This is a genomic window from Nocardioides sp. NPDC057772 (assembly GCF_042798075.1).
Lineage (GTDB): Bacteria > Actinomycetota > Actinomycetes > Propionibacteriales > Nocardioidaceae > Nocardioides.
This window is the reverse complement of sequence record NZ_JBHVKN010000136.1, coordinates 1-13,416: the sequence shown is the minus strand read 5'-3', so window position 1 is coordinate 13,416 and position 13,416 is coordinate 1. Positions and strand designations below refer to the sequence as shown.

The 13,416-nt window shown below is 68.5% G+C and carries 11 protein-coding genes and 1 pseudogene; 8 read left to right on the top strand and 4 right to left on the bottom strand.

Annotated features, from left to right (window positions below):
• Positions 1-74: 74 nt before the first annotated feature.
• Entirely contained in the window at positions 75-2,618 is a 2,544-nt protein-coding gene (pepN, locus tag ACFVJS_RS19615) for an aminopeptidase N (RefSeq protein WP_378883733.1), read from the bottom strand.
• Positions 2,619-2,819: 201 nt separating this feature from the next.
• On the opposite strand from pepN, the gene ACFVJS_RS19610 reads away from it, so the two are divergent.
• The 7 genes from ACFVJS_RS19610 (at position 2,820) to ACFVJS_RS19580 (ending at position 10,221) form a co-directional block, all read left to right on the top strand.
• Entirely contained in the window at positions 2,820-4,487 is a 1,668-nt protein-coding gene (locus tag ACFVJS_RS19610) for a CHAP domain-containing protein (protein ID WP_378883730.1), read from the top strand.
• Between the two features lie 41 nt (positions 4,488-4,528).
• Positions 4,529-5,170, top strand: coding sequence for a DsbA family protein (locus ACFVJS_RS19605; protein WP_378883727.1), 642 nt, complete (start codon positions 4,529-4,531; stop codon positions 5,168-5,170).
• 62 nt (positions 5,171-5,232) lie between these two features.
• Positions 5,233-5,784: a TIGR03086 family metal-binding protein gene (locus tag ACFVJS_RS19600; protein ID WP_378883724.1), complete on the top strand. Its 552-nt coding sequence runs from the start codon at positions 5,233-5,235 to the stop codon at positions 5,782-5,784.
• 12 nt (positions 5,785-5,796) lie between these two features.
• Positions 5,797-6,351, top strand: a complete 555-nt coding sequence (locus tag ACFVJS_RS19595; RefSeq protein WP_378883721.1) for a maleylpyruvate isomerase family mycothiol-dependent enzyme — start codon at positions 5,797-5,799, stop codon at positions 6,349-6,351.
• 86 nt (positions 6,352-6,437) lie between these two features.
• Positions 6,438-7,652 (top strand): peptidoglycan recognition protein, encoded by a 1,215-nt coding sequence (locus ACFVJS_RS19590; RefSeq protein ID WP_378883719.1) that lies wholly within the window; start codon positions 6,438-6,440, stop codon positions 7,650-7,652.
• 56 nt (positions 7,653-7,708) lie between these two features.
• Complete coding sequence (gene metG / locus ACFVJS_RS19585) at positions 7,709-9,514, top strand: methionine--tRNA ligase (RefSeq protein ID WP_378883716.1); 1,806 nt, start codon at positions 7,709-7,711, stop codon at positions 9,512-9,514.
• A 41-nt stretch (positions 9,515-9,555) separates the two neighbouring features.
• Positions 9,556-10,221: a CTP synthase gene (locus tag ACFVJS_RS19580; RefSeq protein WP_378883714.1), complete on the top strand. Its 666-nt coding sequence runs from the start codon at positions 9,556-9,558 to the stop codon at positions 10,219-10,221.
• A 6-nt stretch (positions 10,222-10,227) separates the two neighbouring features.
• On the opposite strand, the gene ACFVJS_RS19575 is transcribed toward ACFVJS_RS19580, so the two are convergent.
• Together ACFVJS_RS19575 and ACFVJS_RS19570 are read right to left on the bottom strand one after the other, a co-directional pair.
• A complete protein-coding gene (locus ACFVJS_RS19575; RefSeq protein WP_378883711.1) occupies positions 10,228-10,950 on the bottom strand; it encodes a GPP34 family phosphoprotein in 723 nt (240 codons plus the stop codon).
• Positions 10,951-10,965: 15 nt separating this feature from the next.
• Positions 10,966-11,937: a helix-turn-helix transcriptional regulator gene (locus ACFVJS_RS19570; RefSeq protein WP_378883708.1), complete on the bottom strand. Its 972-nt coding sequence runs from the start codon at positions 11,935-11,937 to the stop codon at positions 10,966-10,968.
• A gap of 113 nt (positions 11,938-12,050) precedes the next feature.
• On the opposite strand from ACFVJS_RS19570, the gene ACFVJS_RS19565 reads away from it, so the two are divergent.
• Complete coding sequence (locus ACFVJS_RS19565) at positions 12,051-13,160, top strand: epoxide hydrolase family protein (RefSeq protein WP_378883705.1); 1,110 nt, start codon at positions 12,051-12,053, stop codon at positions 13,158-13,160.
• A 61-nt stretch (positions 13,161-13,221) separates the two neighbouring features.
• Here ACFVJS_RS19565 and ACFVJS_RS19560 read toward each other — a convergent pair.
• Positions 13,222-13,416: pseudogene (locus ACFVJS_RS19560) on the bottom strand (GPP34 family phosphoprotein); the annotation flags it as partial.

The window sequence follows — 13,416 nt, the reverse complement described above, 5'->3', positions numbered from 1 at the left end:
GTCATGACGAGCCGACTCGGCGGGATTTGCGGTCAAGATGCGCCGACTCGGCGACGAGACCTGCTGTGCGTGAGCTACTGCGCGTCGCGCTCCTGAGCGGCGAGGGCGCGGGCGACCTCGTCACGTCCCTCGCGGACGTACCGCTTGGCGGCGGGCTCGGCGGGGGAGGTCTCGAGCCACTTGTCGGCCTTCTCCAGGAGCTCGGGGGAGGCGGCCGGCTTCGGGAAGATGAACTCCAGCACCGTCGAGGCGCGGTGGGTGCCGAGGTGGTCCCAGAGGGTGTCGGCGGCCTCGAAGTAGCGGTCGATGTAGGGCGCCAGCACCTCGTCCTGGCCGCTGCGCTGGAAGGACAGCACGATCGAGCGGGCGGTCTCGTTGGCCACGTCGGTGCGGACGACGACCGCGTCCCATGCGGCTTCCTTGGCCTCGGCCGTGGGCTGCGCGGCGCGGGCGGCGGCGGCCTTCTCCTTGCCGGAGATGGTGTTGTCGCGCTCGAGCTCGGCGGCGATCTCGGCCTCACCGAAGGTGCCCGAGGCGGCCAGGCCGGTGACCAGGGCCCAGCGCAGGTCCTGGTCGATCTCGAGACCTTCGTAGGCCAGCTCCCCGGAGAGCAGCCCCTGGAGGTCGGCGATCGCGGCCTCGGAGCGGGCCGCGGCGGCGTAGGTCCGGGCGAAGGTCAGCTGGTGGTCGCTGCTCGGTGCGGCGCTCTCCAGCAGGCTCTTGAGCCCGCTCTCCCAACGCGCCTTGAGGGCGTCGCGGTTGGCCGGAGCCGAGAACGAGTTGACCGCCTGAGCAGCGAAGACCGGGATCCGGGTGACGCCCCAGGCGTCGGTCTCCTGGCCGATGTTGGCGAGCACGAGCTCGACGAAGTCGCTGGCCCGCATCTCGGCGTCGCGGGTCATGTCCCACGCCGCGCCCCAGATCAGCGCCCGCGAGAGCGAGTCGTCCAGCACGGACAGTGACGACAGCGCGGTGGCCAGCGAGCGCTCGTCGAGCCGGATCTTGGCGTACGTCAGGTCGCCCTCGTTGAGCAGCAGCAGGTCGGGCTGCTTGACCCCGGCCAGCTGCGGGACCTCGGTCAGCTCGCCGGTGACGTCGATCTCGAACGCGTCGCGGCGCACGAGCGCGCCGTCGACGAGGTCGTAGAGGCCGAGGCCGATGCGGTGGCGGCGGAGCGTCGGGTAGTCGGCGGCGGCCGACTGACGCACGGCGAAGGCGGCGTAGGAGCCGTCCTCGGCGAGCGTGAACTCGGGGGCGAGGGTGTTGACACCGGCGGTCTGCAGCCACTCCTGGGCCCAGCCCTGCAGCTCACGGCCGGAGGCGGCCTCGAGGTGGCGCAGCAGGTCCTTGAACTCGGAGTTGCCGTAGGCGAACTCCTTGAAGTAGGCCTTCAGGCCCTCCAGGAACGGCTCCAGGCCGACCCACGCCACCAGCTGCTTCAGGACGGAGGCGCCCTTGGCGTAGGTGATCATGTCGAAGTTGACCTCGACGGCCTGCAGGTCGTAGTTGTCCGCGGCGATCGGATGCGTGGTGGGCAGCTGGTCCTGGCGGTAGCCGGTCTGCTTGCGGGCGTTGGTGAAGCCGGTCCAGGCGTCGGTGAACTCGGTCGCGTTGGCCTGGGCGTGGTAGCAGGCCCACTCGGCGAAGGACTCGTTGAGCCAGAGGTCGTCCCACCACTTCATGGTGACCAGGTCGCCGAACCACATGTGCGCCATCTCGTGAAGGATCACCGAGGCGCGGAAGTCGTAGAAGGAGCGCGGCTGCTTGGAGCGCGGCAGGTATTCGTCACGCAGCGTGACGGCGCCGGCGTTCTCCATCGCGCCCATGTTGTATTCAGGCACATAGAGCTGGTCGTACTTCCCGAAGGGGTAGGGGAAGTCGAAGGCGTCCTCGAAGAACTCAAAGCCCTGCTTGGTGATCTTCACGACCTCGTCGCGGTCGAGGTAGGGGACCAGCGACTGGCGGCAGTAGTGGCCCAGCGGGATCGTGCCGAACTTGCCCTCGTAGACGTCCTGGACCTCGTGGTACTCACCGGCGATCAGCGCGGTGATGTAGGTCGACATCTTCTTGGTGGGCTCGAAGTCCCAGGTCGCGCGGCCGTCGCCGAGCGGCTTCGGCTCGGGCGTGACGGCGTTGGAGACGACCTTCCAGCCCTCGGGGGCTGTCACGTGGAAGGTGAAGACGGACTTGAGGTCGGGCTGCTCGAAGGTGGTGTAGACGCGGCGGGCGTCGGGCACCTCGAACTGGGAGTAGAGGTAGACGCGGTCGTCGGCGGGGTCGACGAAGCGGTGCAGGCCCTCGCCGGTGTGGGAGTAGGTGCAGTCGGCCTTGACGACGAGCACGTTCTCGGCTGCGAGGCCGTCGAGCTGGATCCGGGAGTCCTGGTACGCAACCGCGGGGTCGAGCGCGACGCCGTTGAGGGTGATCTCGTGGACGGTCGCGTCGACGAGATCGGCGAAGGTCGAGGCACCGGCCTCGGTGGCGGTGAAGGTGATCGTCGTCGTCGAACCGAAGGTCTCGGGGCCCGTGGTGAGGTCGAGTTCGATGTCGTACGAGAGGACGTCGAGGAGGGCGGCCCTAGCGGTGGCTTCGGCGCGCGTCAGATTGGTTCCAGGCATGCCTGGATCCTCTCATTCTGCCCGGAATTCGAGACATTTATATCGCGCTTGTTGCCCGTTCTTGGGAGTCCCTGAGCGCGAAAAGTAAAAATACAGTGATGTAATTCCGACACACCGGTATCAATGGTTGACAACTTTCTCTAGGGTGCTCTTGTGCCCCTCAAGTCACAGAAACACCAGTATTCACAGGAGCCGCGCCGGGTGGGGAAGCCTGGCGGGGCGCTGCGCCGGACCTTGGTCACCGGCGCGGTTCTGCTGCTCGTCGGCCTCGGTGTACAAGTCATCCCCAAGTTGGCATCACCGGCGCACGCGGGCTCGATCACGCTCTGCTCCGGATTCTCGGACTGCCGCAGCAAGGGCTACTCCACCGGCGGCTACGAGAGCGCCTGGGGGAGCATGTACTGGCGGATGTACGCCGGTCGCAACTGCACCAACTACGTCGCGTACAAGCTCATCCAGACCGGCCTGCCGAACGCTCGGCCGTGGTCGGGCGAGGGCAACGCGACCAACTGGGGCGTCGCGCTGAGCAGCATGACGAACCGGACGCCGACCGTCGGCTCGGTCGCCTGGTGGCACTCCTCGCACCCGAGCGCGAGCCGCTTCGGGCACGTCGCGATCGTCGAGCGGGTCGGCGACAACTCGATCACGATCTCGGAGTCCAACTACGGCAGCGACCTGAGCTGGCGCCGGATCGGCAAGGACTCGGTGAACTACCCGACCGGGTTCATCCACTTCAACGACCAGCGGCTCTCGGTCACCAAGCGACCCACGGTCGAGGGCACGGCGCAGGTCGGCAAGTCGGTCACCGTCAACACCGGCTCGTGGAGCCCGAACCCGAACAAGATCCGCTACCAGTGGATCGTGAACAAGAAGCCGATTCCGGGTGCGACCAACAAGACCTTCCGCATCCCCGGCCACCTCGCCGGCAAGCAGATCGCGGCGGTGCTCACCGGCACCCGCCGGGACTACAGCGAGGCCAAGACGATGAGCGAGATCCTGCCGCCGATCAAGCAGGGCACGTTCCAGGTCCTGGCGCAGCCGAAGATCACCGGCACCCAGAAGGTCGGCTCGACGGTCGCCGTCGGTGGAGCGGACTACGAGCCGTCGGCCAAGATCGGCGAGGTCCGGTGGTACGCCGACAAGACCCTGATCGCCCGCGGCACGTCCCGCTTCCTGAAGGTGCCCGCAGCGGCCTCCGGGAAGAGGATCGGCGCGGTCGTCGTCGGAGTCCAGGAGGGCTACCGTCCGAAGCAGTCCTACGCCTTCGCCAGCACGCTCGTCGGTGGCGGCAAGGCACCGCAGCAGCCGATGGAGCCGGTCGAGCCGCCGCCCAGCGGCACGCTGACCCAGACCGCGGCCGGCTTCGTGAAGGGCGGCACCCGTCTCGGCGGCCTGATGCAGGTCGACCCGGGCAGCTTCAGCGAGGATGTCGACCTCTCCTACCAGTGGACGCGCGAAGGTGCGCCGATCTCCGGTGCGACGAGCCACAAGTACTACCCGACCGCCTCCGACGTCGGCCACCGGCTCAGCGTCACCGTGGTCGCCCGCTCCGGCAGCGGCGAGACGGTGAGCAAGACGTACGGCCCCAGCGGCCGGGTGCGCGTCAAGCCCCGCGTCAACGTGGTGGCGGCGGACGGGTCGGGCCAGACCAAGATCGACGTCGACGTGACCGCGTCCGGCTACACCCCGACCGGCAGCGTCACGATCGTGACCAACGGCGACCGCAAGGTCACCCAGGAGCTTAGCGAAGGCGCGACCAGCGTCACCTTCGTCAAGCTCCCGCCGGACGAGTACGTCGTGAAGGTCTACTACCGCGGCGACGAGGTCGCCTACTGGGCGAGCGGGGGTGACTGGGCCACGGTCAGCTGACGCCCGGAACAGATTCGCGGCGGGAGTGGTTCGGTGTCTATATGACACAGATCACTCCCGCTGCGCTGTCCGAGACCACCGAGAAGACCGCCGCCGACTTCTGGTTCGACCCTGCCTGTCCGTTCGCCTGGATCACCTCGCGCTGGATCCTCGAGGTGGAGAAGGTGCGCGACGTCGAGGTGACGTGGCACATCATGAGCCTGGCGTACCTCAACCAGGACAAGGACATCCCCGACGACTACCGGAAGATGCTCTCGACCGCGTGGGGTCCGGTGCGGGTCTGCATGGCGGTGCAGAACGAGTACGGGCAGGAGAAGCTGGCCGAGATCTACACCGCGCTCGGCACCCGCCGTCACGTCGAAGGTCGCGACTTCGACCGCGCGCTGATCGAGGAGGCGCTGGCGTCGGTCGGGCTGCCCGTCGAGCTGGCCGACGCGATGGACGACTCCGGCTACGACGAGGCCATCGCGAAGTCCCACCACGAGGGCATGGACCAGGTCGGCAACGACGTCGGCACCCCGACGATCGCGATGAACGGCTCGGCCTTCTTCGGTCCGGTCATCTCCAAGGCACCCAAGGGTGAGGAGGCCGGCAAGCTCTGGGACGGGTTCCAGCTGATCACCGCCTACCCCTACGTCTACGAGCTCAAGCGCGCCCGGGTCCACGACCTCGACTTCAGCTGAGCTCGCCGGCCAGGACGGAATTTGGCGGTGACGCCGAGGCCGTCCGGTCGTACGTTGGCAGGGTGACTACAACAGACGACGCAGGACTTCTCTCGAGGGCGCTGGACCAGACCGGCGACCTGCTCGACCGGGTGCACGCCGACACCGTCTCGCGGCCGACGCCGTGCAAGCAGTGGGACGTCGGTGCGCTGGCGGACCATGTGATCGCGGACGGCCCCAACTTCGTCACGATGCTTCGTGGCGGCCAGCCCGACTGGAGCGCACCGACCCCGCACGTCAGCGAGAGCTGGGGGCCGGCGTTCAAGGTCGGCGCTGACGACGTGCTGCACGCCTGGGGCCAGGGCACCGGCCCGGACGGCTGGGAGGGCGGAGCGTCGGTGCCGCTCGGCATGATCGTGGCCGAGTACGCCGTGCATTCCTGGGATCTGGCGCAGGCACTCGGCGTCCCGTCCTCCGAGCTCGACCCGGAGCTGGCCGAGGTGGGGCTCGAGTTCATGCAGGCGAGCCTGAAGCCGGAGATGCGCGAGGGAGCGTTCGCTCCCGAGGTGGCGGCGCCCGAGGGTGCTGGGGTCTACGAGCGGCTGGCTGCTTTCGCCGGACGGCCGGTCTCCTGACACCATGGTCATGTGGTTGACCAGATGGGTGTGTTCGCGCTGCAGCGGGCACTGACGCAGGCAGCAGAGCTTCTCGACACCGTCACGGCGGGCGACCTGACCCGGCCGACGCCGTGTCCGGAGTGGGATGTTCGCAAGCTGGCCAACCACATGATCGCCCAGCCGCGGGTCTTCGTGACGATGCTCCAGGGCTCGTCGCCGGGATGGAACGGCCGCGAGGACTACGCGGTCAACCTGGGCGAGGAGCTGCGCACCCGGGGCAACGCGCTGATCAACCTGTGGCGCGAGGTCGGGGCCGACGACACGGTGATGGTCGACCCCGACTGGCAGTCGGCCGAGATCGCGGTCCACACCTGGGACCTGGCGGTCTCTCTCGGACGGACGACCGACGGCCTCGACGAGGCGGTCGCCCAGCGCGCGGTCGTCGCGATGGACCGCATCCTCGGCCCGGAGCGCAAGGGGCGGGCCTTCGCCAACGCGCTCTCGGCGCCGGAGGGGTCGGGTGCGTACGAGCACCTCGCGGCGTACGCCGGGCGGCCGGTGCCGTTCGAGTCCTCCCCGGCCTGATCTCAGCAGTCACAGAAGACCCAAACGACACACCGAACACAGGGGTTTGCGGCATGTCGGGCGCTTGATTCTCCAAAATCAAGGGTATGGCCCGCTTCCCCCGCGTCCTCACAGTGACGTTGACCGCAGTCGTTCTCGGCGCGTCCATGCTCGTGCCTGCCATCGGCTCGGCGATCGGTCCGGCGGCCGCCGAGGAGGGCCAGCTGATCAAGCTGCCTCGCCTCGAGGACGGCATCGCGACGCGTGACGTGAAGCTGCCGCCGAGGCTGACCGAGCGGTCCGCCGGCGCGGCCGCGACCGAGAAGCTGCGTACGACGACGTTCTCGATGGTCGGGGTCTCGTGGACCGGGGCGGAGACGCCCCAGGTCGAGGTGCGGGTGAGCAAGTCGGACCAGTGGCGCGAGTGGCAGGAGCTGCCGCTGCAGCAGGATCTTCCCGACGGTGAGGAAGGGGCCGTCGCCGCCCGTGGCAAGGTCGAGCGCCGCGGCACCCAGCCGGTGTGGACCGGCCGGGCCAGCGGCGTACAGGTGCGGGTCGCGGGCGCGCAGCCCAAGGACCTCGAGCTGACCCTGATCAACACCGGGCCGCAGGAGGACGTCAAGGCGCCGAAGAGGGAGGCCGACGACCTCGGCTACGGCAGCGCGGGCGGAAGTGCCCCGAACGGCCGGGTCGCGCGATCGCGACCGAAGTGGGCGCCGAAGCCGGTGATCTACACCCGGTCGCAGTGGGGCGCCAACAACTCCTGGCGCAACGGCCGCCCGGAGTACAACACCTCGCTCAAGCAGGTCCACATCCACCACACCGCCACGAGCAACAACTACTCCAAGGGCGACGTGCCGGGGATCATCCGCGGCATCTACAGCTATCACACCAGGTCACTGGGGTGGTTCGACATCGCCTACAACTTCCTCATCGACAAGTACGGCCGTGCCTGGGAGGGCCGCTCCGGCGGCATCGACCGGCTCGTCAAGGGCGCGCACACGCGTGGTTTCAACCACCAGTCGATGGGCATCGCCCTGATCGGCAACTTCGAGAACGTACGTCCCTCCGACGACGCCCTCATCAAGACCGAGCGGATGGCGGCCTGGAAGCTCGACATGGCCGGCCGCGACGAGCGCGGCACGCTCGAGACCGTCTCCCAGGGCAGCGACCGGTTCCCCGCCGGCCGGCGGGTCCGGGTCTGGGTCATCGACGGCCACTTCCACACCAACGAGACCTCCTGCCCGGGTGCCCAGCTCGCCAAGTGGCTGCCGTGGATCCGGAAGTACGCCTACCAGCGGGACCAGATGTTCAATCCTTGATCCGGGTTGCCGGTGTCGATGGAAAACCAATCGCGCTCCCTCCCTAGGATGGAGCCATGAGCAACGTTCTGTCCGCAGTCGCCTGGCCGTACGCCAACGGCCCGCGCCACATCGGCCACGTGGCCGGTTTCGGCGTGCCCTCCGACGTCTTCAGTCGGTACATGCGGATGGCGGGCCACGACGTGCTCATGGTCTCCGGCTCCGACGAGCACGGCACCCCGATCCTGATCGCCGCCGACGAGGCCGGCATGACGCCCCAGGAGCTCGTCGACAAGAACCACCGGATCATCGTCGAGGACCTGACCTCGCTCGGCCTGACGTACGACCTCTACACCCGCACCACCTCGGCCAACCACCACTCGGTGGTGCAGGAGCTGTTCCTCGGGGTCTACAACAACGGCTACTTCGTCGAGCAGACCTCCAAGGGCGCGATCTCGCCGTCGACCGGCCGGACGCTGCCGGACCGCTACATCGAGGGCACCTGCCCGATCTGCGGCGCCGACGGTGCCCGCGGTGACCAGTGCGACAACTGCGGCAACCAGCTCGACCCGGACCAGCTGATCAACCCGGTCTCCAAGATCAACGGCGAGACCCCGGAGTTCATCGAGACCCAGCACTTCTTCCTCGATCTGCCCGCCTTGGCCGACGCCCTGCACGCCTTCCTCGACGATCGTGAGCAGACCGGCCTGTGGCGGCCCAACGTCATCCGGTTCAGCCAGAACATCCTCAAGGAGATCCGCCCGCGCGCGATGACGCGCGACATCGACTGGGGCATCAAGGTGCCGCTCGACGGCTGGCGCGAGAACCCGACCAAGCGGATGTACGTCTGGTTCGACGCCGTCATCGGCTACCTGTCCGCCTCGATCGAGTGGGCCCGGCGCTCGGGTGACCCGGAGGCTTGGCGGCAGTGGTGGAGCGACCCCGAGGCACTGTCGTACTACTTCATGGGCAAGGACAACATCGTCTTCCACGCCCAGATCTGGCCGGCCGAGCTGATCGCCTACAACGGTCAGGGGTCGAAGGGCGGTGAGCCCGGCTCCTACGGAGTGCTCAACCTGCCGACCGAGGTCGTCTCGAGCGAATACCTGACGATGGAGGGCAAGAAGTTCTCCTCGTCGAAGAAGATCGTGATCTACGTGCGCGACCTGCTCTCGCGCTACCAGCCCGACGCGTTCCGCTACTTCGTGGCCGCCGCCGGCCCCGAGTCGAACGACTCCGACTTCACCTGGGCGGAGTTCGTGCGGCGTACGAACGACGAGCTCGTCGCTGGCTGGGGCAACCTGGTCAACCGCACGGCCACCCTGATCGCGAAGAACTTCGGTGAGCTGCCCGCTGCGGGGACGCTGACCGAGGCCGACGAGGCGATCCTGGACACCGTCGGCGCCGCCTTCGCCACGGTGGGCGACCTGATCGGCCGTCACCGGCAGAAGCAGGCGATCGGCGAGGCGATGCGGGCCGTCGGTGAGGTCAACAAGTACGTCACCGATCTCGAGCCGTGGAAGCTCGCCAAGGCTCCCGAGGACCGTGAGCGGCTCGGCACCGTGCTGCACGTGATGGCGCAGTGTGTCGCCGACCTCAACCTGATCCTGTCGCCGTTCCTGCCGTTCTCCGCCAACGAGATCGACAAGGCCCTCGGCGGCAAGGGCGAGGTGGCCCCGATGCCCCGCATCGAGGAGGTCGAGGACCTCGACACCGGCAAGCCCTATCCGATCATCACCGGCGACTACGCCGGCGCGCCCTCGTGGGAGCGCCGCCCGATCGTCGTCGGCACCCCGGTCGCCAAGCCGACCCCGGTCTTCCAGAAGCTGGACCCCGCGGTCATCGACGAGGAGCTCGACCGGCTGGGGATCAAGCCGGAGTAATCGGTTGGATCGAGCCCGGCGAGGCTGGGACGATTCGGCTCATGATCGCACTGCTCGGCGACGACCGAGGACACCGTAGCCATCAGGAGCTCAACGCGTTGCGACCGCAGCTTGCCGAGCTCGGGGTCGAGACGGAGTGGGTGCCGACCGACTCCGGGTTCGACATCTCGGGCTACGACGGAGTCTGGCTGGTGCCGGGCTCGCCATATGCCTCCGATGCTGCTGTGCTCGATGCACTCACCGTGGTGCGGGAGCGGGGGATCCCGTTCCTCGGGGTGTGCGCGGGGATGCAGTACGCGGTGCTCGAATGGACCCGCAGCGTGCTCGGTTCCGCGGCGACCCACGCCGAGTCCGACGGTGCCGGCGACGACAACGCGGTCGCCGCGCTGGCCTGCTCGCTCTATGGCGAGGAGCGGCTGGTGACGCCGGTCCCCGGCACCCGGTTCGACGGCTGGCAGCCGGAGCCGTTCGTCGGGATGCACTTCTGCAACTACGCCCCGACCGCTGACGCCGTCGCAGCGCTGGAGAAGATCGGGGTCGTCGTCGGAGCCACCGCGGACGATGCCGGCGCGGAGGTCCTGGAGTTCCCGGACCACCCGTTCTATGTGACCAGCATGTTCCAGCCCCACATAGGCGCCCTCGCCGGCGCGCCTGTCCACCCGCTCGTGCGGGCGTTCGTCGAGGCTGCTGGGCGACGCAACGACTGAGTCGGGTCAGCCACCGCCGTCCCCGCCACCGTCGCCCCCGCCACCACCGTCGCCCCAATCTCCGCCGATGCCGCCGCCCGAGCCGCCGCCACCCCAGCGTGTGCGAGATGCCCGGAAGACGCCGCGCACGGTGGCTGCGACCCAATCGCCCCTGGAGACGCGATAGGCACGCTGCATCACGTACGCCGGAGGCACGCCAGGAGAGACGAAGAGCCGGTGGACCTGGCCCACGGCCGCGAGGTGCCCGATCAAGGTTGCAGTGCGCCGAGTCGGGTGGGCGCCACGGTCGCTGTCGAACAGGACGGCGGCGAGATGGCGGCGAACATCCTGCTTGTATCTGATGTCACCCGCCGGCCAGCCGGTTCTGCTGATGAGGAATCGCTTCTGCTGCTCCCGGCGAAGTATCCCCTGATGGACGAGGCGTTCGATGAGATGGTCGAACATCTGGGTGCCGCAACTGTTGATCAGCGGCACGGGCCGCGGCCTACCGCCGGCGAAGGTGAGGCAGCGCTGGAGGCACGGATCCTCGGGTACCCCGACCCCGGTCGGATGCACCTCCAACATGCCTGTCCCAGGGTTCCGATGTAGTTGGACCGCGCCGGAAAGGGCGAGCTCCGACACCAGTGCCCCACCGAGCAGGAGATCGAGCGTGAACGCGTTGACTCCGCTGACAGGGCGACCGCTGATGTCCTCGAGGACCAGCAGCAACAGGTCTTCTGCGATCAGCATCTTGCCACCTCCAGGTCACTCAGGCTGACCGACGGCGGCGGCGTAGCGCTTCGCGAGGACCTCGAGGTGGTCGCGGAGCTCCGGGGGTGACTCGACGGTGAAGTCGAGGCCGAGCATGCCGATCCAGACGGCCACGACCTCGAGGCTCTCGCCGCCGGTGACCAGGACGCTGCGGTCGGGCGCGATCGGCTCGACCGTGCCGACGGCAGGGTTGATGCGGGAGATGACCTCGTCGGCGGAGGCGGCGATGACCAGGCGGGCGTGGACGGCCCAGCCGGTGCGCGCGACCTCGCGTACGACGAACTCGGTCAGGTCGCTCTGCCCATTGAATGCGGGCGGATCGCTCGGGCGGAACGGGCGGCCGCCGGGAATCTTGAGGCGCAGCCAGTCGACGCGCAGCGGCAGCCAGGCGTCGGCGCGGGGGTCGCGGGCGACGAGGTACCAGCGGCGCTGCCAGGAGATCAGCCGGTAGGGCTCGACCTCGATGGGCTCGTCGCGGTAGTCGGCACGTACGCCCTGGTGATCGCGGATCGCGGTGGCCAGGGCCTGCAGCGTGCCGGCGTCGACGTCCGGGTCGGGGACGTTGCTGTCGGTGTTGACCGGACCGGCCTCCATGGCGTCGACCACCGCGGCCAGCTTGCGGCGCAGGTGGTCAGGGAGGACCTGGTCGAGCTTGGCGAGCGCCCGGGCGCTGGTCTCGGCCACCCCGGCGATGCCGGTCGCGGCCCGGAGCCCGACAGCGACCGCGACGGCCTCCTCGTCGTCGAGGAGCAGCGGCGGGAGGTTGCCGCCGGCGCCGAGCCGGTAGCGGCCGCCCGGGCCGCGCACGGACTCCACCGGGTAGCCGAGCTCGCGGAGCTTGGTCATGTCGTTGCGCACGGTGCGCTCGGAGACGTCGAGACGGGTGGCCAGGTCGATGCCGGTCCAGCCGGCCGAGGACTGCAGCAGACCGAGGAGCGCGAGGAGTCGCGCGGAGGTTTCCAGCACGGACTCAGCGTGCTGCAAAAGAAATTCTCGGGCCAGCGAAATTGCGGAATCAGGCTTGCCGGAACCCTTCCTAACGTGGGTCTCACCAGGTCGGAAACCACCAAGGAGAAGTCATGAACACCCAGGTCAGCACCCAGATCAAGGCCGAGATCAGCACCGTCACCGTCGAGTTCCCGCAGGCCGATCTCGACGACCTCCGCGCCCGCCTGGACCACACCCGGTTCGCCCCGAGCGTGCCCGGTGACTCCTGGGAGTACGGCACCCCGACGGCCTACCTCGCCGACATGGTCGAGCGCTGGAAGAGCTTCGACTGGCGAGCCGTCGAGGAGCGCATCAACGCGGTGCCCAACCACCTGACCGAGATCGACGGCCAGGTCATCCACTTCGTCCACGTACCTTCCTCGAACCCGGACGCCAAGGCCCTGCTGCTCGCGCACACCTACCCCGGTTCGTTCCTGGAGTTCCTCCCGATGGTCGACTCCCTGACCGAGGAGTTCCACCTGGTGATCCCGGAGATGCCGGGCTTCGGGCTCTCGACGCCGGTGGTCGACACCGGCTGGACGATGAAGCGGGTGGCCGAGGCGTACGACGTCCTCATGCGCCGGCTCGGCTACGACTCCTACGGGGTGCACGGCAGCGACGGGGGCGCGATGGTCGGCCGGGAGCTGGCGATCCTGAACCCGGACGGCTTCCTCGGCGCGCACGTCCTGCAGCTCTTCTCGTTCCCGTCCGGCGACCCGAGCGAGTTCGAGGGCTTCGGGCCGAAGGAGTACGCCGCGCTGGAGCACATGCAGTGGTTCCAGTCGGTCGGCGGCTACAACGCCATGAACGGCTCCCGTCCGCAGACCATCGGCGCGGCGTTGGCCGACTCACCGGTGGGGACGCTGGCCTACAGCGAGCTCTTCGAGTCCTTCGGCAACGGCACCTCGCTGGTCACCCCCGAGCAGGTCATCGAGCAGGCGACCTTCTACTGGCTCACCAACTCCTACGCCTCGGCGGCCCGCTACCACTACGAGGAGGGGCACGCCGAGCGTGAGCCGGAGGTCTCCCAGGGACGGATCGGCGTCGCCGTCTTCAACGACGACTTCCAGACCATCAGGTCGCTCGCCGAGCGGGACAACGCCAACATCCAGCACTGGTCGGAGTTCCCCGAGGGCGGTCACTTCGCGGCTCTGGAGCGTCCCGCCGACGTCGCCGCCGACCTGAAGGCCTTCTTCGCCTGAAAGGCCTGAGCAGAGCTCGAGGATCGCAGTCCCCCCACGACTGCGATCCTCGAGCACATTTTCAGGTGGTCGACGTGGCGACGGTGGTGGCGACCATCACTGCGGTCACGACCGCGACGACCTCCTCCATCGCGTCCTTGACACCCTTGGCTGCCCAGTCGCCCCGGGCGATCTCCTTCGCCCGCTTCTTGACCGCCCCCGCGCCGACCGCCCTCGTGTCGACCACCTTGTGGGCGAGGTCGATGGAGGACAGGAG